The organism is Streptomyces sp. NPDC001450, from assembly GCF_053597295.1.
Genome location: NZ_JBSFHY010000017.1, coordinates 118,776 through 140,093, shown reverse-complemented (window position 1 = coordinate 140,093; position 21,318 = coordinate 118,776). Strand labels below are relative to the sequence as shown.

At 71.0% G+C, this 21,318-nt stretch carries 19 protein-coding genes and 1 pseudogene; 6 read left to right on the top strand and 14 right to left on the bottom strand.

Annotated features, from left to right (window positions below; all coding sequences use genetic code 11):
* Nucleotides 1-17 precede the first annotated feature (17 nt).
* On the top strand, nt 18-1,364 hold the full coding sequence (locus ACWC5O_RS20705) for an MFS transporter (protein WP_450588792.1): 1,347 nt from the start codon (nt 18-20) through the stop codon (nt 1,362-1,364).
* Between the two features lie 278 nt (nt 1,365-1,642).
* On the top strand, nt 1,643-2,017 hold the full coding sequence (locus ACWC5O_RS20700) for an RNA polymerase-binding protein RbpA (protein ID WP_003977404.1): 375 nt from the start codon (nt 1,643-1,645) through the stop codon (nt 2,015-2,017).
* 138 nt (nt 2,018-2,155) lie between these two features.
* Here ACWC5O_RS20700 and fxsA read toward each other — a convergent pair whose 3' ends face one another.
* The 4 genes from fxsA to ACWC5O_RS20680 all read right to left on the bottom strand — a co-directional run bounded on the left by fxsA (nt 2,156) and on the right by ACWC5O_RS20680 (nt 6,211).
* Complete coding sequence (fxsA, locus tag ACWC5O_RS20695; RefSeq protein ID WP_450588790.1) at nt 2,156-2,710, bottom strand: FxsA family membrane protein; 555 nt, start codon at nt 2,708-2,710, stop codon at nt 2,156-2,158.
* A gap of 77 nt (nt 2,711-2,787) precedes the next feature.
* On the bottom strand, nt 2,788-3,582 hold the full coding sequence (locus ACWC5O_RS20690; RefSeq protein WP_450588788.1) for a polyprenol monophosphomannose synthase: 795 nt from the start codon (nt 3,580-3,582) through the stop codon (nt 2,788-2,790).
* Between the two features lie 534 nt (nt 3,583-4,116).
* Nucleotides 4,117-5,718, bottom strand: a complete 1,602-nt coding sequence (locus tag ACWC5O_RS20685) for an amidohydrolase (protein WP_450588786.1) — start codon at nt 5,716-5,718, stop codon at nt 4,117-4,119.
* A gap of 52 nt (nt 5,719-5,770) precedes the next feature.
* Nucleotides 5,771-6,211, bottom strand: coding sequence for an Lrp/AsnC family transcriptional regulator (locus ACWC5O_RS20680; protein ID WP_094220813.1), 441 nt, complete (start codon nt 6,209-6,211; stop codon nt 5,771-5,773).
* A gap of 234 nt (nt 6,212-6,445) precedes the next feature.
* Here ACWC5O_RS20680 and ACWC5O_RS20675 point away from each other — a divergent pair, with 234 nt between their 5' ends.
* A complete protein-coding gene (locus ACWC5O_RS20675; protein ID WP_450588785.1) occupies nt 6,446-6,883 on the top strand; it encodes a hypothetical protein in 438 nt (145 codons plus the stop codon).
* A 21-nt stretch (nt 6,884-6,904) separates the two neighbouring features.
* Here the strand turns inward: ACWC5O_RS20675 and ACWC5O_RS20670 are convergent.
* The 3 genes and pseudogenes from ACWC5O_RS20670 to ACWC5O_RS20660 all read right to left on the bottom strand — a co-directional run.
* Nucleotides 6,905-7,141 (bottom strand): annotated as a pseudogene (locus tag ACWC5O_RS20670) (phosphotransferase family protein); the annotation flags it as partial.
* On the bottom strand, nt 7,117-7,239 hold the full coding sequence (locus ACWC5O_RS20665; protein ID WP_450588854.1) for a hypothetical protein: 123 nt from the start codon (nt 7,237-7,239) through the stop codon (nt 7,117-7,119). The gene ACWC5O_RS20665 and the pseudogene ACWC5O_RS20670, both read right to left, overlap by 25 nt.
* 301 nt (nt 7,240-7,540) lie before the next feature.
* Nucleotides 7,541-8,713 carry an acyl-CoA dehydrogenase family protein gene (locus ACWC5O_RS20660; protein ID WP_450588783.1) on the bottom strand — a complete coding sequence of 391 codons (1,173 nt, stop codon included), beginning with the start codon at nt 8,711-8,713 and terminating at the stop codon, nt 7,541-7,543.
* Nucleotides 8,714-9,044: 331 nt separating this feature from the next.
* Between ACWC5O_RS20660 and ACWC5O_RS20655 the strand changes: the two genes are divergently transcribed.
* Complete coding sequence (locus ACWC5O_RS20655; RefSeq protein WP_450588781.1) at nt 9,045-10,331, top strand: glycoside hydrolase family 18 protein; 1,287 nt, start codon at nt 9,045-9,047, stop codon at nt 10,329-10,331.
* A 53-nt stretch (nt 10,332-10,384) separates the two neighbouring features.
* On the opposite strand, the gene ACWC5O_RS20650 is transcribed toward ACWC5O_RS20655, so the two are convergent.
* From ACWC5O_RS20650 to ACWC5O_RS20630, 5 genes are all read right to left on the bottom strand, one after another.
* The gene (locus ACWC5O_RS20650; protein ID WP_450588780.1) at nt 10,385-11,044 is read right to left on the bottom strand and encodes a TetR/AcrR family transcriptional regulator; all 660 of its coding nucleotides are present in this window, start codon (nt 11,042-11,044) and stop codon (nt 10,385-10,387) included.
* 74 nt (nt 11,045-11,118) lie between these two features.
* Complete coding sequence (locus tag ACWC5O_RS20645; protein WP_450588778.1) at nt 11,119-11,259, bottom strand: SCO1431 family membrane protein; 141 nt, start codon at nt 11,257-11,259, stop codon at nt 11,119-11,121.
* 107 nt (nt 11,260-11,366) lie between these two features.
* Nucleotides 11,367-12,740, bottom strand: coding sequence for a peptidase C39 family protein (locus ACWC5O_RS20640; RefSeq protein WP_450588776.1), 1,374 nt, complete (start codon nt 12,738-12,740; stop codon nt 11,367-11,369).
* A gap of 192 nt (nt 12,741-12,932) precedes the next feature.
* Nucleotides 12,933-14,474 (bottom strand): amino acid permease, encoded by a 1,542-nt coding sequence (locus ACWC5O_RS20635; RefSeq protein WP_450588774.1) that lies wholly within the window; start codon nt 14,472-14,474, stop codon nt 12,933-12,935.
* Nucleotides 14,475-14,517: 43 nt separating this feature from the next.
* Nucleotides 14,518-15,474: a hypothetical protein gene (locus ACWC5O_RS20630; RefSeq protein WP_450588772.1), complete on the bottom strand. Its 957-nt coding sequence runs from the start codon at nt 15,472-15,474 to the stop codon at nt 14,518-14,520.
* A gap of 253 nt (nt 15,475-15,727) precedes the next feature.
* On the opposite strand from ACWC5O_RS20630, the gene ACWC5O_RS20625 reads away from it, so the two are divergent.
* Together ACWC5O_RS20625 and ACWC5O_RS20620 are read left to right on the top strand one after the other, a co-directional pair.
* Nucleotides 15,728-16,348, top strand: coding sequence for a uridine kinase family protein (locus ACWC5O_RS20625; protein WP_450588850.1), 621 nt, complete (start codon nt 15,728-15,730; stop codon nt 16,346-16,348).
* A gap of 430 nt (nt 16,349-16,778) precedes the next feature.
* A complete protein-coding gene (locus ACWC5O_RS20620; RefSeq protein ID WP_450588771.1) occupies nt 16,779-18,641 on the top strand; it encodes an AAA family ATPase in 1,863 nt (620 codons plus the stop codon).
* A gap of 100 nt (nt 18,642-18,741) precedes the next feature.
* On the opposite strand, the gene ACWC5O_RS20615 is transcribed toward ACWC5O_RS20620, so the two are convergent.
* On the bottom strand, nt 18,742-19,827 hold the full coding sequence (locus ACWC5O_RS20615) for a hemolysin family protein (protein WP_450588769.1): 1,086 nt from the start codon (nt 19,825-19,827) through the stop codon (nt 18,742-18,744).
* Complete coding sequence (locus ACWC5O_RS20610; protein WP_450588767.1) at nt 19,824-21,158, bottom strand: hemolysin family protein; 1,335 nt, start codon at nt 21,156-21,158, stop codon at nt 19,824-19,826. Before ACWC5O_RS20610 ends, ACWC5O_RS20615 begins: the two co-directional genes overlap by 4 nt.
* Nucleotides 21,159-21,318 lie beyond the last annotated feature (160 nt).

Genomic DNA, 21,318 nt, shown 5'->3' with positions numbered 1-21,318 from the left:
GGGAAGCGAGGGCACGGGTGGGCACCGAGACCGTGCGGACAGAGGCGGCCGACCAGGCCGCGGGGCTGCGGCGCGAACAGCGCGGCTGGTACTTCTACGACTGGGCGTGCTCGGTCTATTCCACGACCGTCCTGACCGTCTTCCTCGGCCCGTACCTCACCGCGGTGGCCGAGAGGGCGGCCGACGCCGACGGCTATGTGCATCCGCTGGGTATACCGGTCCGGGCGGGCTCCTTCTTCGCCTACTCGGTGTCCCTGTCGGTGATCGTGGCCGTCGTGCTGATGCCCCTGGTGGGCGCGGCGGCGGACCGCACCGGCCGGAAGAAACCGCTGCTCGGGGCGGCCGCGTACACGGGGGCGGCCGCGACGACGGGCATGTTCTTCCTCGACGGCGACCGCTATCTGCTCGGTGGGGTGCTCCTCGTCGTGGCGAACGCGGCGCAGTCCGTCGGGATGATGCTCTACAACTCCTACCTGCCGCAGATCGCCCCGCCCGAGGAGCGCGACGCGATCTCCTCCCGGGGCTGGGCCTTCGGCTACGCCGCGGGCTCCCTGGTCCTCGTGGCCAACCTCGTCCTGTACTCGGCGCACGACTCCTTCGGCCTCTCCGAGACGGCCGCGGTCCGCGTCTGTCTGGCCTCGGCCGGACTGTGGTGGGGCGTCTTCACGCTCGTACCGCTGAGCCGGCTGCGCGACCGGCAGTCGCGCGTGGAGCGGGCGACGGCCCCCGGGCTGCGGCAGCTCGCGGCCACCGTCCGGGACATGCGCCGGCATCCGCTGACGCTCGCCTTCCTGCTGGCGTACCTCATCTACAACGACGGCATCCAGACTGTGATCTCCCAGGCCTCTGTCTACGGCTCCGAGGAGCTGGGACTCGGGCAGTCGACGCTCATCGGCGCGGTGCTGCTGGTGCAGGTGCTGGCCGTGGCCGGGGCGCTGGCGATGGGGCGGCTCGCCCGGACCTACGGGGCGAAGCGGACGATCCTCGGTTCACTGGTGGCCTGGACGGTCACGCTGGGGGCCGGTTACTTCCTGCCCGCCGGGGCGCCCGTGTGGTTCTTCGTGCTGGCGTCCGGGATCGGACTGGTGCTCGGCGGCAGCCAGGCGCTGTCCCGGTCGCTGTTCTCGCATCTGGTGCCGCCGGGCAAGGAGGCCGAGTACTTCTCCGCGTACGAGATGAGCGACCGCGGGATGAGCTGGCTCGGCCCGCTGCTGTTCGGCGTGACCTACCAGCTGACCGGGAGCTACCGCTCCGCGATCATCTCGCTGGTGGCCTTCTTCGTCATCGGTTTCGTCCTGCTCGCGAGGGTTCCGGTACGGCGGGCCATCGGCGAGGCCGGCAACCCTGTTCCGGAAAGGATCTAGGAACGATTTAGCGCTCAGCGCGAAAGGGCGGTAGTGTACGCCTTTGGCCTGCCAGGCGGACCGTTACTGCGCGTCAAAGATGCCGAAACGCTGGGTGACATCTGCTAGCAGATGTGACAAACCGGGCGCCTGTGGGTAGAACAAGGGGCGGCTACGACGGCGACGCACGACCCGGAACGGGACTCGGAACGGGAATCTTTACCGCCGACCGGACGTTGACCGGATGACGACGACAGCGACACCTGTCCTGTGGGCGACAAGCCCGGGAGGCACGATTCATGAGTGAGCGAGCTCTTCGCGGTACGCGCCTCGTGGTGACCAGCTACGAGACGGACCGCGGTATCGACCTGGCTCCGCGCCAGGCCGTGGAGTACGCATGTGAGAAGGGGCACCGTTTCGAGATGCCCTTCTCGGTCGAGGCGGAGATCCCGCCGGAGTGGGAGTGCAAGGTCTGTGGGGCCCAGGCACTCCTGGTGGACGGCGACGGCCCTGAGGAGAAGAAGGCCAAGCCCGCGCGTACCCATTGGGACATGCTGATGGAGCGGCGCACCCGTGAGGAGCTCGAAGAGGTCCTCGAGGAGCGCCTGGCGGTTCTGCGCTCGGGGGCGATGAACATCGCCGTTCACCCGCGAGACAGCCGCAAGAGCGCGTAGCGCTAGACACACGAGTAACCGCGGGCGCCGTACGTGAATATGGCGTCCGCGGTTTCGTGCTGCCCGGAGGCAGCCGCGCGGCCGAGCCGCCCGACTCGGCCGCACAGCGCTCGACTCGGCCACACGGCCGAGTCCGACTCAGCGGGTCAGAGGCGGCCACTGCTCCCCCGGCTCCCGGCTGGCGTCCTCCCTGATCACCTCGCCCTGCACCACCTTGCCGTCGGGGCGGTGGATGCGGGCCTGCTGGAAGGCGTCGCCCAGGGTGCCCGGGGCGGCCGTGCGCAGGCCCCTGTCGAGGGCACGCTCCGCGAACCGGCTCACGGCCTTCTGGACCGGCGGGAGCAGCAGAAGCAGGCCCGCCACGTCGGAGATCAGGCCCGGGATCATCAGCAGCAGGCCGCCGAGCATCATCAGGCCGTTGCCGCCGCCACGCGCCGGTGACCCGCCGCGCTGCAGCGCCTCGTTGAGGTTCTGGAAGGCGCGCCGCCCCGCCCGCTTGATGACCACGGAACCCGCGACGAAGCCCGCCACCAGGAGCAGGAACACGGTGAGCCCGCCCGCCGCACCGGCGACCTGGGTCAGCAGCCAGATCTCCAGCACCAGCCACACCGCGATCCCCAGCGGCAGATACCTGCGCAGCCGGGAACGCCGGGGCCGGGCGGTGGACGCAGAGGTGGGAGCGCCAGTCGTCATGCTCCCAGTGTGCCTGGACGCGGCTCAGTGCGGGATAAGGGGACGATCAGCCGCGGCTGTGCGGCCGGGCCGGCTCCCTAGGCCTGCTTGTCCTTGCCCGTGAGCTTGCCGACGCGGGCGCCGACACCCCAGGCGGTGACCCGCCACAGCGCCTCCACGACGATGTCCCGGCTCATCTTGGAGTCGCCGAGCTCCCGCTCCACGAACGTGATGGGCACCTCGACGACGTGGTAGCCGGCCTTGACCGCGCGCCGGGCCAGGTCGACCTGGAAGCAGTACCCCTGCGAGGCGACCTTGTCGAGCCCGAGCCCTTCGAGGGTCTCGCGGCGGAAGGCGCGGTAGCCGCCGGTCACGTCACGGATCGGCACGTCGAGCATGAGGCGCGAGTAGGTGCTGCCACCGCGCGAGAGGAACTCCCTGGACTTGGGCCAGTTCACCACCCGGCCGCCGGGCACCCAGCGCGAGCCGAGCACCAGGTCGGCACCCTTGAGGGCGGTGAGCAGCCGGGGCAGCTCCTCGGGCTGGTGGGAGCCGTCGGCGTCCATCTCGACCAGCACGCCGTAACCGTGCTCCAGGCCCCAGCGGAAGCCCGCGAGGTAGGCGGCGCCCAGGCCCTCCTTGCCCTTGCGGTGCAGCACCTGGACGTGGTCGTCCTCGGCGGCCAGCTCGTCGGCCAGCTTGCCCGTGCCGTCGGGGCTGTTGTCGTCCGCCACCAGGACGTGCGCCTCGGGGACAGCCCGGCGCACCCGGCCGACGATGGTCTTGATGTTCTCCGCCTCGTTGTAGGTCGGGATGATCACCAAGGCCGTGCCGAGCGGACCGAACTGCCTCCCCTGGGCCTTGGCCGCGAGGGTCCCGTCGCCGTCGTTCACTGCTGCCCCTTCATGTCGTACGCAGGCGTCCACCATAGTGGCCACGGCCTGGGATGACGTGCCCGCTCGTTCGTACGCTGGTGTCGATTCCACAAGAGTGGGGTAAGAGCGTACTTTTCGGCACCTGCGTGCCGCGACGGATGGGGGCCCGGCGCCCTTCGGGCCGACCTGGGCCCCGCTGGCTGCGGGACGACCGAAAGCCGTTGTCTACTGAGCACCCGGGCCCCACCCGGGTCACACCTTGCCGACCGCCGGAACATTCCCTCGTCGGCGCGGGCGCTGAGCCTGGCTCCCAGTGACGGTGCCCCGGTGCGGCACACCGTCCCTGACCCAGCGGCGCTGCGACGAGTGCGCGAACACTCCCCGGTCGGGCGTCCGGTGGTGGACTCGGCCGAACCTACCGGCCCCCGGCCGTCGACTGTCAACAACCACCTGACCTGCACTGATGCCCACCCGGCCGTGGTGACCAGGGAGGATGCGCAGGTCGGGCGACGCCGCGGCGGGGGACGATCACCGCCGCGCCACCCCGGGAGATCACTCGCCCGGCCGTACGAACACCGTCCGTCCGCCCACGACGGTGCGCAGGCAGACCGGCAGGTCACGGCCCGGCGTCAGGTCGGGCAGGCCGGGGGTGCCGGAGCGCGGGTCGGTCGACCAGCGGGCCACGCGGTCGTCGGGGGCCTGGACGATCAGTTCTTCGGTTCGCCAGACGGCGTAGTCGGCGGGCGCGCCGGGCACCAGGACGCCCGCGTCGTCACGGCCGATGGCCCGCCAGCCGCCGCGCGTGTGCGCGGTGAACGCGGCGCGCACGGAGACCCGGTGCTCCGGGGTCCGGTGGAACGCGGCGGCGCGGACCGTGCCCCAGGGGTCGAGCGGGGTGACCGGGCTGTCGGAGCCGAACGCGAGGGGCACGCCGGCGCGCAGCAGGGCGGCGAACGGGTTGAGGGTGCGGGCCCGCTCGGCGCCGAGCCGCTGGGCGTACATGCCGTCCTCGCCGCCCCAGAGCGCGTCGAAGGCGGGCTGGACCGAGGCGATCAGGCCCAGCTCGGCGAAGGCGGCGACGGTCTCGGGGGTCAGCATCTCGGCGTGCTCGACGCGGTGCCGGGCGGCGCGGACGCGGGCCAGGCCGACCTTCTCGGCGGCTGCGCGCATGCCCTCCACGACCGCGTCGACGGCGGCGTCGCCGATGGCGTGGAAGCCCGCCTGGAGCCCCGTCTCCGTGCAGGCGACGACGTGGTCGGCGACGGCGTCGGCGTCCAGGTAGGCGGTGCCGGTGTGGGCCGCGTCGGCGTAGGGCTGGTGCACGCAGGCGGTGTGCGAGCCGAGGGCGCCGTCCACGAAGAGGTCGCCGGCGGCCCCGTGCGCGCCCAGTGCGCGGGCATTGTCGACATCCTGCTCCGCCCAGTAGCCGATGACCCTCGGCCCCGGCACCTCGCCGGCGAGCTTCAGCAGGTCCGTGAAGTCGTCCTCGGAGGAGATCTTCGGGCCGCCGCACTCGTGCACGGATCCGATGCCGAGGGAGGCGGCGTGGGCGAGGGCGGTGCGCTGGGCCTCGGCGCGCTGGGCGGGGGTGATGGCGGCGAGGGCGGCTTCGCGCACGGCGTGGTGGTCGTCTGCGGTCAGCGGGCCGTCCACCGGGCTGAGACCGGGCACGAGGTCGAGCAACGCCGAGGTGACGACCGCCGAGTGGACGTCGATGCGGGAGAGGTACAGGGGGCGGCCGCCGGTGGCCGCGTCGAGCTCCGCGCGCGTCGGCGGGCGGCCGCCGGGCCAGCGGGCGGCGTCCCAGCCGTGCCCCAGCAGGACCCGGTCGTCCGGGCGGGCCGCGGCGAAGTCGCGGACGAGCGCGAGGGCCGCCGCCAGGGACGGGGCGTCGGACAGGTCCAGGCCGGTCAGGGCGAGGCCCGTGGCGGTGGTGTGCACATGGGCGTCCGTGAAGGCCGGGGTGACCAGGGCGCCGTCGAGGTCGACCACCTCGTCCACGCCGTCGGCGAAGGCGTCGGCGGCGCCCTCGGAGCCGACCCAGGCGACCTGGCCGCGCTCCACCACCATCGCGGTGGCGAAGGGGTCGGCGGGGCTGTGGACCTCTCCGCGGCGCAGGAGGACGGTCTTGGGGTCGGCGGACTGCTCGCTCATGCCCCACAGTCTCTCCCGTACGGGGGAGACCGCGGGCACCGGGGCGGCCGGTTCAGATCTTCGGGGGACGCGCCTCGTAGGGGGTGGACAGCACGACGGTGGTGCGGGTGGAGACGCCGGCCAGGGTGCGCACCCGGGCGAGCAGCTCCTCCAGTTCGTGCGGGGTGGCCACGCGCACCTTGAGGATGTAGTTCTCGTCGCCGGCGACGCTGTGGCAGGCCTCGATCTCGGGGACGCCGGCGAGGCGGTCCGAGATGTCGTCGGGGGCGCTCGGGTCGAAGGGTTTGACCGAGATGAACGCCGTCATGGGCAGCCCTACGGCCTCGGGGTCGACGACCGCGGCGTAACCGCGGATGACACCACGCTGTTCGAGCCGGCGCACCCGCTGGTGCACCGCCGAGGTGGACAGGCCCGTGGCCTTGCCCAGGTCGGTGTAGCTCATCCGCCCGTCCTTGACGAGCAGCTGCACGATCTGACGGTCCAGCTCCTCCATGGCGCCAAAACCTACAGTGCGGTTGATCTCCTCGGATAGCTCAGCAACGCAGGTCACACCCGCTCCGGCACAAAACCCGCCGCACCGGGCACCTGCGCACGGCATGTGACGAACGCCACAGCACTCGAACGGGCTCCGTGATGTTCTCGTGATTACCGCCGAGAGCGGACGGGAAGTGCTTGCTGTGGTCGAGGCCGCAGTGCCTTCACGGCCCAGCCTTAGGGGGAGAAACCCATGCAGAGTCTCAAGCGCCCTGGTCGTTCCGCGTCCAAGCGGCAGCAGCCGGCGGTCGAGCCCGAGCCGGAGGGCGTCGAACCCGACGCCCTCGAGGCCGAGGAGCTCGACGCCTACGACACCTTCGAGATGTACCGGGTGATCTGCCCGGACTGTGCGCAGCCGATCGCGCTGCTGGCGGACGAGGAGATCCTGCCGGAGCACGCGCTGTGCGCCTCGCCGTGGAACCCGTTCGGGCTCACGGTCTGCGCGGGCACGGGCCGCGCGGCGACCGACGCCCGCCCCGCGGACGAGTCCTTCGAGCCGCAGCAGCAGGACACGGCCCTGCTGCTCACTCTCCCCCAGGGTCTGAACTGGCGGACGCAGCCCTTCTCGCACGTCGGCGGCCCGGGCTCGCGCCCGATGCGCGTGCCGGTGATGCGTGGCCAGGCCGCCTGAGCCCGCGCGGACCGGTCCGGCTCAATCCCAGTAGCTGCCCTGCACCATGGCGCGCAGACTGCCGCGGTGCAGGATCAGTGTGTCCGGGTCCGCCGGGACGCCGACCTCTCCGAAGCACGCCTGGCGGTAGGCGACGCGCAGCATGACGATCGCGTGCCGCAGGGCCGTGTAGAGGGTGTGGAGCTCCATGTTCAGGGAGCGGTGGCCGTCGGCGTCCGCCTGGGTGATGACCATCAGGAAGCGGTCCTCGCCACGGTCCAGGTGAGGTCGTACGACAGCTCGTCCTCGCAGACCAGCCGGAGCCGCCTCAGCGGTTCCTCCCCTTGGAGGGACAGTCCGCTGACGGTATGCCACATGCCAGGAGGGGACCAGAGCCGGAACCGGACGTCCGTGAACTCGCGCTCGATTCCGCCCGGCCGTGACCTGCCCGGCGCCTGTCGCGTTCCCCAGGCATGACCGCCACGTACTGGGCGACCGGGCGTCAGCACCGCATCTTCGTGCCCCGCCCTGCGGAATCGGTTCCGCCGCCTACGCCGCAGGACCCGCCCATCTACCGTGATCTGATGCGCACCTGGGAGGACCGGGGCCGCACCCTGCCGGGCCGCCACGACCCGGAGTGGGTCAGGCTGGCGGCCCCGACGGTCCGCAGGGGACAGTTCAGCGACCCTCCGGCCCTGCCACGTGACGGGCGATGACCATCCGCTGGATCTGGTTGGTGCCCTCGACGATCTGCAGGACCTTGGCCTCGCGCATGTAGCGCTCGGCCGGGAAGTCGGCGGTGTAGCCGTAACCGCCGAGGATCTGCACGGCGTCCGTGGTGACCCGCATCGCCGTGTCGGTGCAGTGCAGCTTGGCCATGGCCGCCTGCTTGGCGAACGGCTTGCCCGCGTCGCGCAGCCGGGCGGCCGCGAGGTACAGCGCGCGGCCGGCCTCGATCTGGGTCGCCATGTCGGCGATCATGAAGCGCAGGCCCTGGAAGTCGGCGATGGGGCGGCCGAACTGCCGGCGCCCGGTGGCGTAGCCGACCGCCTCGTCCAGCGCGGCCTGGGCCACGCCTATGGCGCAGGCCGCGATGCCGAGCCGCCCGGAGTCGAGCGCGGACAGGGCGATCGAGAAGCCCTGGCCCTCCTCCCCGATGCGCCGGTCGTCGGAGACCCGGACGCCGTCGAAGTGGACCTGGGCGGTCGGGCTGCCCTTCATGCCCATCTTCTTCTCGGGCGCCGCGCCGCTCAGCCCCTCGGCATCGCCCGGCACCAGGAAGGCGGTGATCCCGCGCGGGCCGTCCTCGCCGGTGCGGGCCATCACGGTGTAGAAGTCGGCGATCCCGCCGTGCGTGATCCATGCCTTGGTGCCGGTGATCACCCAGCCGTCGCCATCCCGGACGGCCTTGGTGCGCAGGGAGGCCGCGTCCGAACCGGAGGACGGCTCGGAGAGGCAGTAGGCGCCGAGCAGTCCGCCGCCGAGCATCGCGGGCAGGTGCTCGACCTGCTGCTGCTTGGTGCCGTAGGCGGCGAGGGCGTAGGAGGCGAGCGTGTGCACGCTGACGCCGAGGCCGACGGTGAGGCGGGCCGCGGCCAGCTCCTCCAGGACCTGGAGGTAGACCTCGTACGGCTGCTCGCCGCCGCCGTACTCGGAGTCGTACGGCAGGCCCAGCAGACCCGAGTCCGAGAGCAGGGTGAAGACCTCACGCGGGAAGCGTCCGGCGTCCTCCTCCTCGGCCGCCTTCGGCGCGATCTCGCGCTGTGCGATCTCACGGACGAGCGCGAGCAGATCCCTCGCCTCTTCCGTGGGCAGTTGACGCTCCACCGGCTGCGGGTCGCGGTCGGACATTGCGTCGCTCTCCTCCCTGTCGAGCACTGGCGGTCCAGCCCGTCGTGGGGGCGACTCCGCCTGATCGTTCCGGTTCGCCGAAGACGCCCGCTCCCGGGTCTCGGAAGCGGCTGACCAGCGGCTCTGTGCCGTGAGTATGCCCGATCAGCGGCCTCCCGTCACCAGTTAACGACCGCTTACTTCAAGAATCCAATCGGAACCCGCCACACTCCCGAAATTGGTCCGAACCATTGACGCAGTGGTCTAGTCCTCCTACTGTGCATGACCAACGCTTTACCGCGTTCATGCCAATCGGCGCGCGTTCCCCTCTCCCCCCACGAGGAGCCACCCGATGCACACTCGCCACCGCCCCCGCGCACTCCCCCAAGCTCTCGACTTCGTTCGAGCAGGGGGCACCCCCATCCGGGCGCTCGTCGCCGCCGCCTGTTCCGTGGTTCTCGGCGCCGGGCTGCTGGCCGGGGCGGGCACCGCCACAGCGGACGCCGCGCGGGCTCCGGCCGCTCCCCAGATCAAGGCCGGCTCCAAGGTCGTCGGCTACTTCACCGAATGGGGCACCTACGACCGTAAGTACTACGTCAAGAACATCGAGACGTCGGGCTCCGCGGCCAGGCTGACCCACGTCAACTACGCGTTCGGCAATGTCACCGGCGGCAAGTGCGCCATGGGAGACTCCTACGCGGCCACCGACCGCGCCTACACCGCCGCCGAGTCCGTGGACGGCGCCGCCGACACCTGGGACCAGCCGCTGCGCGGCAACTTCAACCAGCTGCTGAAGCTGAAGAAGAAGCACCCCGGCCTGAAGGTCCTGTGGTCCTTCGGCGGCTGGACCTGGTCCAGCGGCTTCGGCGAGGCCGCGAAGAACCCGGCCGCCTTCGCCCAGTCCTGCTACGACCTGGTGAAGAACCCCAAGTGGGCGGGCGTCTTCGACGGCATCGACATCGACTGGGAGTACCCGAACGCCTGCGGCAACACCTGCGACACCAGCGGCCGGGAGGCCTTCAAGAACGTCATGGCCGCCCTGCGGTCGAAGTTCGGCTCCGGCAACCTGGTCACCGCGGCGATCACCGCCGACGCCACCAGCGGCGGCAAGATCGACGCGGCGAACTACGCGGGCGCGGCCCAGTACGTCGACTGGTACAACCCCATGACGTACGACTACTTCGGCGCCTGGGACTCGACCGGCCCGACCGCCCCGCACTCCCCGCTGAACTCCTACTCGGGCATCCCGAAGGCGAACTACTACTCCTCGGCGACCATCGCCAAGCTGAAGGGCCTCGGCATCCCCGCCTCCAAGCTGCTGCTCGGCATCGGCTTCTACGGGCGCGGCTGGACCGGGGTCACACAGGCGGCGCCGGGCGGCACGGCGACGGGCCCGGCGGCGGGGACGTACGAGCAGGGCATCGACGACTACAAGGTGCTCAAGGCCAAGTGCCCGGCGACCGGCACGGTGGGCGGCACGGCCTACGCCAAGTGCGGCAACAACTGGTGGAGTTACGACACCCCGGCGACCATCGCCACGAAGATGACGTACAAGAACCAGCAGGGTCTCGGCGGCACCTTCTTCTGGGAGCTGAGCGGCGACACCACCAACGGTGAGCTGATCAAGGCGATCAACTAGCCCAGGAGCAGGGGGGCTTGGAGCGGAGGACCACGAGCCTCCGCTCCTCGCCGTCAGGCGTCGCGGCGGGCCCCGGACGGGGCCGGGTAGGCCGGATCCAGCTCCTCGACGGCGCGCAGGGATCCGCCGAGCATCTTCACCAGCAGGTCGCGCATGGTGTCGCGGGAGAGTGCGGGGCGGTCTATCCAGTCGAGGGTGGCACCCTCGACGCTGCACACCCAGGAGAGCAGGCCCATGCGGGCGAGCGGGGCGATGTCGCTGCGGCCGTAGGCGCCTTCGGCGATGGTGTCGATGATCGCCTCGCGCACACCGTCCCGGATGGCGTGCACCTCGGTGTCGAAGCCGACCCCGCCGCTGACGATGGTGCGGTAGGCGGCCTGGTGGTGCTCGGCGAAGCGCAGGTAGCTGTCGACGGTGCGGTGGACGCGGTCCACGGCGGGCAGTTCCAGGCCGCTCGCGGCGAAGGTGACCAGGTCGGCGACGGAGTCCTGGATGATCGCGAGGTAGTAGCCGCGCTTGGACTGGAAGTAGTAGTAGATCAGCCCCTTGGCGACATGCGCCTGCCGGGCGATGTCGTCCATGGACAGCGCGTCGTAGGACGTGTCGGCGAACAGCTTCCGCCCGATGGCGATGAGTTCGGCGCGACGCGCCACGGAACGCTCGGTGCCGCGCGCCCGGGGACGGATGGCGGCACGCTGTTGACGCATATTCAATTTCGACCCTGGTCTAGGAGGTCGGTGGGACATCCGCAGTATGTCAGAACATGCCGACCGGGTAAGGCGTCGGGTCAGAGCAGGCCGAGCTGGGTCACGAGCATCGCGATCACCACGACGAGCACCCAGCCCATGACGTGCTCGAGGATCTTCGGACCGTCTTCCTGGGGGCCGCCGGTGCGGACGCGAGTGGCGGTGGCCTGCTGTGCGGTCATGGTTTCTCGCAGAGGTCGGACGTACGGAGTGGAATCCCCCCACCCATTTGTCCACCTTGCCACCCGCGACGGCGTCTGCGGCGGAGACGTTGCTCACACGGGTCGGGTCAGTACACCCCCACCGCCTCGAGCGCCTTGCGCTGGCGCGGGTCCGGGTGGGCCGGGAAGTAGAGGTAGCAGACCCCTCCGGTGCCGGAGACAACCTTGCCGGAGGCGTTGTACCGCTTGGTCCTCAACCAGATGTTCTCGAACTCCCGCCGCAGGTAGACCCGCCGTACCGCCGCGTCGTCGGCCGAGGCCGGGTCGTTGGCGATCACGTCGCCGTTCGCGGTGAAGCCGATCACGGTCATCAGGTGACCCGAGGTGCCGTACCCGGCCCCGGTCAGCTCGGTCTTCAGGAAGGACTGGGACGTTATGGCCGGGACACCGGCCTCGATCAGCGTCTCCAGCTCGGTGAGCGAGGCGAGCCGGGTGACCACGCCCTGAAGGTCCTTGAACGTGGCCGCGTAGGCGGCGTTGAAGGGCCAGTTGCCGCAGCCCTGGTACTGGTAGTCGTAGGTGAAGCGGGCCGCGTGGTCCACCTGGGGGTCGGCGTAGGCCGGGTCGACCCAGGACAGCTGCTCGGGGGTGAGCCGGCCGCCCCAGTACTCGATGATCATCTGCGAGGAAGTGGGGCTGCACCAGGCCTCGCCGCCGTTGTCGTACTGCGGGTACTGGCCCTTGTGGATCTCCTGCGAGTACCGCGGGACGCCCAGTTCCCGGGCCGGCCCGGGAGTGGAGGCCGGCACGGTGAAGCGGTCGGGGATGTCGGAGCCCATGGCGCCAAGCCGCCAGACGGTCGGGGTGAGCAGGGTGTCCGGCCTGCGGTAGAGGGTCAGGCGCAGCCGGTACGAGGCCAGGCGCAGGCCGGTGCTCGCATCGTCGATGGCGAAGGTGTCGGTCCAGATCGTGCTCTTGCCGTCCTTCTGGTCGTCCACCGAGGTCCGCTTGATGTCCTGGTCCCCGGACGCCCAGCGGCCCATCACGTACCAGGGCGTGTCGGTGCCGTCGGTGTACGTGCCCCGCAGCTCGGTCTGGAGCCAGGTGCCGTCCGGGGTGTGCGCGTTCCAGGAGGCGATGACCTCCGTCGCGGGCACGGCGAGCCGGTGGACCGGTGAGGTCCAGGTCGCGTACTCCCAACTGGCGGTGGTGCCGGTGTGCGGGTCGGTGTAGTCGGTGCGGCCGGCGGCGGTGCCGATCTCGACGCCGGGGCGAAGGCCGGGGACCGCCCGCACGCCCTCGGAGGTGCCGCAGCACCAGTCGCGGTACGTGGTCCAGGCGTGGTAGTCGATGGGCCGGGCCGGCACCTGGGTGGGGTCGGCGGCGTCGGCGGCGGGCGTCTTCGCGGTGGCGGCGGCCGCGGGTACGGCCCCGGAGGCGACCGCGGCGACCACGGCGGCGGTGAGGACGGTTCGGCGGGACGGCTGCTGGGCTCTGCTCATGAGCTCGGTTACCCCCAAGTATCCGAGTCGTTCCTGGTCCGGTGGTTGTGCGCCAACTATGGAGGAGACGGCATGCCCCTGCCAGCACTTCCGCCGCATGGCGCGCCACCAATATTGGTCTGGGCCACTGGAGTGACTCACCGGGCACGACGCCCCGGCGCGGGCGGAGTGCCGTGCGCCGGGCCGGTGCGGTCAGACGAGGTCCATCGCGGCGACCTCGTCGGGGCGGCCGTAGCTGACCGGACCCTGGAAGCGGCGGCGGGCGGTGGCGAACCACCACACCATGGCCACGACCAGGACGACGGCCAGTGCGATCGGCGCGTAGTTGAAGGAGTCGACGGTGATCGGCGAGGCCTGCGGCAGCATGAACAGGACACTGCTGAGCCCGATCCAGATCACCGCGAGCCAGCCGATCGGCCGGCCCCAGCGACCCAGGTGCCAGGGGCCGGGCTGGAACTCGTCGCCGAGCCGCAGCCGCAGGAAGATCGGCACGGCGTAGGCGAGGAAGAGTCCCACCACGTTGACGCTGACGATCGCGGTGAACGCCGTGTGCGACCACCAGCCCGGGACCACCAGGGCGAGCGAGCAGGCCACCGCGAGCCACACGGCCTTCACGGGTGTACGGGTACGCGGCGAGACCGAGTGCCACAGTCGCGAGCCGGGCATGGCGCCGTCCCGGGAGAAGGCGAAGATCTGCCGGGTGTTGCTGGTGAGGTTGGCGAGACCGCAGAAGAGCATCGCGCCGATGACGACGAGGAGCATCACCTTCGCGGTGCCGAGGCCGAGGCCGTCGATGAGAATCTGGACGGGCGGCGCGGAGGAGCCCGCCACCTTGCCGTAGTCGCTAATGCTGTAGACCAGTGCCAGCATCAGGATCAGACCGGTGATCGCCGAATAGCCGATGGAGCGGGTGATCCCCCGCGGTGCGTTCACCGTGGCACGGACCGTTTCCTCGGACATGTGGAAGCTGCCGTCGAACCCGGTGAAGGTCCAGCTCGCGACCAGTAGCCCGAGCATGCCGCCGTAAAGCCCGCTCGTGAAGCCGGTGTTGTTCGCGAAATGCGTCACGAAGGACGCCGGCTGATGATGGTGGGGCATCACTATGAGTGTACTCACGATCACCACGAGTCCGATCAGCAGCCACCACACGGAAATCCGGTTCAGTACGGCGACGAGTTGGACGGTGTATGTGTTGGCGAGGCCCTGGAGCACGATGATCACGGCTGTGATCAGGACCGTCTGGTGCGCGGTCGGACGGTACGAGGTCCACTGCAGGGCGATGAAGGCCTGGATGAAGGTGGCCGCCGCATACCCGGTGGCGGCGGTGCCGCCGATCTGGCCCACGAAGTTCAGCCAGCCGGTGAACCAGGACCAGGCGCCCTTGTGCCGTTTGGCGAGTTTGCCCGCCGAGAAATACAGCGCACCGCTCGTCGGATAGGCGGAGGCGACCTCAGCCATCGCCGCGCCGATGAACAGCACCATGACGGACACGCCGATCCAGCCGAACACGAGAACACGGGGACCGCCCGCGTTCATACCGAATCCGAAGGACGAGAAAATACCCGAAAGGATATTGATGATGGTGAAGGAGATCGCGAAATTGTCGAACGCCTGGAAACGCCGGGTGAGTTTCCGGGGATAACCCATCGCATGCAGGGTCGCGTCGTCATCGATGACGACCGGGTCCTCTCCCCCACGAGCCTTCGCCCGTGGAGCCGATATCCGTTCGGACACAGATCTGCCTTTCTCTCGGTGGGGGGACAGAGCGCGTGCGGTGTCAGGCGGCCCCCGGCACGGGCAGGCCGCAGGCGCGCCGGGCCCGGGAGAGCTGCTCGGCGGGGTCACCGAAGGCACTCCAGGGCATGCGCGAGGCGTACGGACCCATCGCCGTGAAGACCGCCCGGGCCTCGAACTCGCGCTGGGCCATGACCAGCGCGTGCGCGAGGTAGGCCAGGTCGAGCACCGGGGTGAAGCGGTAACCGGCCGCCGCGGGAAACCAGTTCTGGTAGATCGCCAGCGCGGTCGAGCGCCACTGGGGCTGTTCCCAGACACGGTCGGCGAGCAGCTGGGTGGGGTTGTAGCTCTCCACCAGGGCGACCAGCGGCAGCAGCCGCAGAGCGGAGTCGGCGGGCGCCCGCTGGCTGAGGAAGGCGGCGACGTCCCAGGCCGCGTTTACCGAGCCGCCGTGGCGCGTGAAGAAGGACGACAGGAAGCGGTGGTGGCCCTCGCGGTGCCACGGGTCCAGGGACAGGATGTGCGCGAACAGGCGCCAGGGGCCGGGCGGGGCGGTGAGCAGGCCCTGCGGGGCGGGGTCGCGCAGCCGGTGCAGCCGGGCCATGGCCAGCTTGGCGACCCAAGGGGTGGGGTCGTCCGGGGCCATGGCGGCCGCCCGGTCGCAGGCGGTCAGCGCGATCCGTTCCAGCGCCTCGGCGCGCTCGTCGCGTGCGTCGGCGGCCCGCGTCGCGCGCTGCACCGCGACCCGGGCCCACATCAGCGCCGCTTCGGGGGTCGGCTCCTCGGCCAGCCAGCGTTCCACCAGGTCGGTGCCGGCGGCCTCGGAGGCCAGCACCAGCGAGCGGTGGGCGCGCAGGCCGAAGTCGGCACGCGTCTCGGCGAGGGCCTCGGACGCGTATCGATAACGGCCGGCGCGCACATCGACGCATACGCTCGCCAGGACACGGTCGTCGGCCGCCGGATGCCATACATAGTGCCCTTCGAATAACTCCGCGACCATGTCCCCCTGTCCGTCCCCGTTCGATGCATCGCAGTTGCGCACCAGGCACCTTACTCAGTATTCGGTGCACCGGGAACGCCGGGTTTCACACATCGGTCAACGGGCCGGAATGTCAATCCTTTCGATTGACCGGCGGTCAGCCAGTGGTTCAAGGAGTGACTTTTCGGCCACCCGATTGGTCCAGCCGCTATGGGCCGCTACTAGACTGTTTCCGGAAAACACCCCCACACCGCACCACACCTCGGGAATCGCCATTCACGACCTCGCCGCCCGGCTGCGCGGGCTTCCCCCCTCCTTGGGGCCGGTCCGGCTGATCGCCGTCGACGGGCACGCAGGCTCCGGAAAGTCCACCTTCGCCGGGCCGTTGGCCGCCGCGCTCGGCGGCGCGCCCGTGCTGCACCTGGACGACATCGCCAGTCACGAGCAGCTCTTCGAGTGGACCGACCGGCTCCTGGACCAGGTGATCGACCCCCTCTCCCGCGGCGAGAGCGCGCACTACACCCCGTACGACTGGCGCGCCCGCACGTTCGGCCCGCCGCTCCCGCTGCCACCCGCTCCCGTGATCGTCATCGAGGGGGTCGGTGCCGGCCGCCGGGCGCTGCGGCCGTATCTGGCCCGGCTGCTGTGGATGGAGCTGCCCCGCGAGGAGTCCTGGGCGCGGGGCCGGCTGCGGGACGGAGAGGAGCAGCGGGAGTTCTGGGCCGGGTGGGTCGAGGCGGAGCACGCGCACTTCGCCACCGACCCCTCGCGCCCCCATGCCGATCTCCTGGTGCGCCAGACACCGCAGGGGTACTCGGTGCTGCCGGGACCCGCGAAGACCGCCGAACCGGACCGGATGGTCACCCAGGGTGATGGGCCGTCGGCGATGTGCTGAACTTGTGAAGACCCTTGCGGGGGAACTTCCTTGAGTGCGCCGAGGGCGCTTGACCCGGGGACCGTACAGGACTTACGTTCTCAATGTGCGGCCATTCGGAGCCGCCCTCATACGCGAAGCCCCCGGTTGTTCCCCCGTGATCGGGGGCTTCGTTCTGCCCGCGACCCGTTTCCCGCGCGCTCCGCGCAACGATCTGCTCACCCTCGGTCACCGTTGCGCGTGCGCCCCGTCTGCTCCCACCTCGTCAAACGGCCCGTGCGGCACCCTTCGGCGCGCGGTCGTCCCACAGGTACGATGCCCTCGGTGCGACCTTCGAGCAGCTGCCTCGCGCACCTGCAACTCCGGTCCGCGGCACGGCGGTTCGACCGCGGCGGCCGTCGGGCGACTGCCCGGCGGTGAACCAACGGGGGCACGGTCTGTGGGGGACGTGATGGACTTCGGCACGCAGGGCCCCGAGGCCCCGGCCGACCTCGCCTGGCTGCGAGGTGTGGACGCCTACACGATGGGTGCCTATCCGCAGGCGGAGGAGGAGTTCCGCGCCGCGGCGCGGATGGATCCGGGGATGGCGGACGCCTGGCTCGGGCTGCACGCGCTGCGGGTGGACACGACGACCGCGCTGCTCAGAATGTTCCGGCACCGGGACCGCTTCGGGGAGCAGCGCGCCCGGCACCGCCGGACCCTCAACTCCTGGTACTGGCTGGGCTGGTGGGTGCAGCCGGTGCTGGAGAGCCCCCGCGATCTGCTGCTGGCGCACGCCTCGCACTGGCTGGACGGCCGGCACGTCCCGGAGCTGGACCGGGCGCTGGCGGGGCTGCCCCCGGTGGACACCGACCCGCAGGTCCGCTTCCTGCACGCCTGCCGCGCCTATCTCGTCAAGGACTGGGACCAGCTGGTCCGGCACACCGATCCGCTGCTCGACGATCCCCTGCTCGGCATCGAGGCGGGCCTGTTCGGCGGCATGGCCCGGGTCCGGCTGGAGATGTACGGCCAGGCCGAGCCGCTGCTCTCCGCGGCCCTGATGCGCTGCCGCAGTGAGCAGCCGCAGCGCAAGGAGCTGCGGTACTGGCTGGCCCGAGCGCACGAGGGGACCGGGCGCAGTGCCGCGGCGATGCCGTTGTACCGCGCGGTGCACCGGGTCGACCCGGCCTTCATGGACACCTCGGCCCGGCTCGCCGCGATCGCCGACGGCGACGGATACGACGATCCGGCCGACCTCGCGGCGATCACCCTGACCGGTGCCGGTGCGGACGCCATGGACGGCCCGGACACACTCGATCCGCTCTTCGGCACCGAGGGGCGCGATCTGCGCCTGCCGGACCCGGACCTGCCGACCGGGCCGGTGCCGTCGGTCCCCGATCCTGCGGTCCGGGCGAAGAGCGCGATGCCGTCCTCGCCCCTGCCCGCGGGGCCGACCGACGCCGCATTACTCGAGGAGGCGCTCGCCGAGCTGGAGCGCATGGTGGGTCTCGAGCCTGTCAAGCGCCAGGTCAAGGCGTTGTCCGCGCAGTTGAACATGGCGCGGCTGCGGGCCGGGCAGGGGCTGCCGGTGCAGCCGCCGAAACGGCACTTCGTCTTCTCCGGGCCGTCGGGGACCGGGAAGACCACGGTGGCCCGGATCCTGGGCCGGGTCTTCTACGCTCTCGGCCTGCTCGGCGGGGACCACCTGGTGGAGGCGCAGCGGGCCGATCTGGTCGGCGAGTACCTGGGGCAGACGGCCGTGAAGGCCAACGAGCTGATCGACTCCGCGATCGGCGGGGTGCTGTTCGTGGACGAGGCGTACTCGCTGTCCAACTCCGGGTACGGCAAGGGGGACGCGTACGGGGACGAGGCGCTGCAGGTGCTGCTGAAGCGGGCCGAGGACAACCGGGACCACCTGGTGGTGATCCTGGCCGGCTATCCCGAGGGCATGGACCGGCTGCTGGCCGCGAACCCCGGGCTCTCCTCCCGTTTCACCACCCGGGTGGACTTCCCGTCCTACCGGCCGCTGGAGCTCACCGAGATCGGCAAGGTGCTCGCGGCGGAGAACGGGGATCTGTGGGACGAGGAGGCGCTGGAGGAGTTGCGGTCCATCGCCGGGCATGTGGTCGATCAGGGGTGGATCGACGAGCTGGGGAACGGCCGGTTTCTGCGGACGCTGTACGAGAAGAGCTGCGCGTACCGGGATCTGCGGTTGTCGACGTATCCGGGGGTGCTGTCCCGGGATGACCTGGCGACCCTGCGGTTGCCGGACCTGATGCAGGCGTACGGGGAAGTGCTGTCGGGGCGGGGACCGCACGATCCGTCGGCCATGTAGGTGTGGCTGAGCGCCCCGAAGGGGCGCGGGGCTGGATCGATAGTGCGGCTCCGCCGCGTGGGCGCGACCAGCTCCCGCGCGCCCACGGACGGGAACGGCGCTACGTAGCCAGTGCCTCTTCCGGTTCGCCGCTCGCCCTCGGCTCGGAGAGCCTCGGTTCCGGGGTCTCGCGGTGGGCCGGGTCGCGGACCTCGCCCACCAGGAGTTCCAGGGCGTCCTCCAGAGCGACCAGGCCCAGGACCCGGCCGGAGGCGTCCGCCACCTGGGCCAGGTGGGTGGCCGCTCGCCGCATGACCGTCAGGGCGTCGTCCAGGGGGAGTTCCGCGCGCAGGGTGGCCATGGGGCGCCAGACGTGCTGGGGGACGGCCCGGCCGGAGTCCTCCAGGTCCAGGACGTCCTTGACGTGGATGTAGCCCATGAACGCACCCGTCCCGGCCGCCACCGGGAAGCGGGAGTAGCCCGTGCGGGCCGTCAGGTCGACGATCTCCCCCGGCGTGACCGACGGAGTCACCGTCACCAGGGACTCACGCCGCAGCAGGACGTCCGTCACCGGGCGGGAGCCCAGCTCCAGGGCGTCCTCCAGCCGCTCCCGCTCCTCGGGGTCGAGGAGGCCCGCCTGGCCGGAGTCCTCCAGCAGGCGGTTCAGCTGCTCGCTGGTGACGACGGCCTCGACCTCGTCCTTGGGCTCGACGCGGAAGAGCCGCAGGATGGCCTGGGCGCAGGCGCCGAGGGCCACCGTGATCGGCCTGCACATGCGGGCGAAGGCGACCAGACCGGGGCTCAGCCACAGCGCGGCCTTCTCCGGCGCCGCCATCGCGAGGTTCTTCGGCACCATCTCGCCGATCACGAGGTGGAAGAAGACCACGGCGGCGAGGGCGATCACATAGCCCAGCGGGTGGATCATGCCGTGCGGCAGGTGGACCGCCTCGAACAGCGGCTCCAGCAGCTGCGCCACCGTCGGCTCGGCCACCGCGCCGAGCGTCAGGGAGCAGACGGTGATGCCGAACTGCGCGGCCGCCATCATCTGCGGCAGCCGCTCCAGGCCGTACAGCACCTGCCTGGCCCGGGCCGTGCCGAGCGGTTCGATCTGGCTGCGGCGCACGGAGACGAGCGCGAACTCGGCGCCGACGAAGAAGCCGTTGGCGAGCACCAGCAGCGCGGCGAAGACCAGTTGGAGGACGCTCATCGGACGGCCTCCATGACGTTCACCGCCGGGACCGTCCTGACCAGCCGGACCCGCTCGGCGCGGTAGTGGCCGACCTGGCGGACGGACAGCCGCCAGCCGGGCAGTTCGGCCCGGTCGCCGGGGGCCGGGATACGGCCGAGCAGGTCGGCGACCAGGCCGGCGACGGTCTCGTACGGCCCCTCGGGCACATCGAGGCCTATGCGCTGCAGGATGTCGACACGGCAGCTGCCGTCGACGTCCCAGGCGGGCCTGCCGTCCTCCGGCGGGGCGGGGGCCAGCTCGGGCATGTCCTTGGCGTCGTGCTCGTCGCGGACCTCGCCGACGAGTTCCTCGACGATGTCCTCCAGGGTGACCACGCCCGCCGTGCCGCCGTACTCGTCCACGACGACGGCGATGGGCTGCTCGCTGCGCAGCCGGGCGAGGAGGGGCTGGACCGGCAGCGTCTCGGGGACGAGGAGCGCCTTGCGGGCGATGCGGCCGACCGGGGTGCGCAGCCGGTCGTGCACGGGGACCGCCAGCGCGTCCTTGAGGTGGGCCATGCCGACGATCTCGTCGATCTTCTCGCGGTAGACCGGGAAGCGGGACAGACCGGTGGCGCGGGTCAGGTTGACGACGTCCTCGGCGGTGGCCGTGTCCTGGAGGGCGCTGACCTTCACGCGCGGGGTCATGACGTGCTGCGCGGTCAGGTCGCCCAGGGACAGGGTCCGCACGAACAGGTCGGCCGTGTCCTGTTCCAGGGCGCCGGCCTGGGCCGAGTGCCGGGCCAGGGACACCAGTTCACCCGGGGTGCGGGCGGAGGCCAGTTCTTCGGCGGGCTCGACGCCGAGGGCGCGCACCAGCCGGTTGGCGACCGTGTTGAGCACGGCGATCACCGGGCGGAACAGGCGGGAGAAGTGGTACTGGGGGCCCGCGACGAAGCGCGCGACCTGCAGCGGCCGGGACACCGCCCAGTTCTTGGGTACGAGTTCGCCGATCACCATCTGGATCGCGGAGGCCAGCAGCATGCCGACGACCACGGCGACACCGGAGCCGACGCCCTCGGGGATGCCGATCGCCGTGAACGGGCCGCGCAGCAGCTCGGCCAGGGCCGGCTCGGCGAGCATGCCGACGACGAGGGAGGTGATGGTGATGCCGAGCTGGGTGCCGGAGAGCTGGAAGGACAGTTCCTTCAGCGACTCCACGACCGTACGGGCACGCTTGTCACCCTCGGCGGCGGCCTTCTCGGCGTCCGGGCGCTCGACCGTCACCAGGCCGAACTCGGCCGCCACGAAGAAGCCGTTGGCGAGAATCAGCAGGAACGCCGCTCCGAGGAGCAGCAGGGGGATGGTCATGATGCCGCCGCCTCGGTATGTCGCGAGGGGGCGGCGCAGGTACTACAGGACGATCCGTCCATCGCTGGAGGGAGTCACTCCTCGGGTAGCAGGGGGCCTCTGAAGGCCAGGGGGGCAACATCAGTGGCGGAGGCGCAACGACAACGCCTCCGCCAACAGG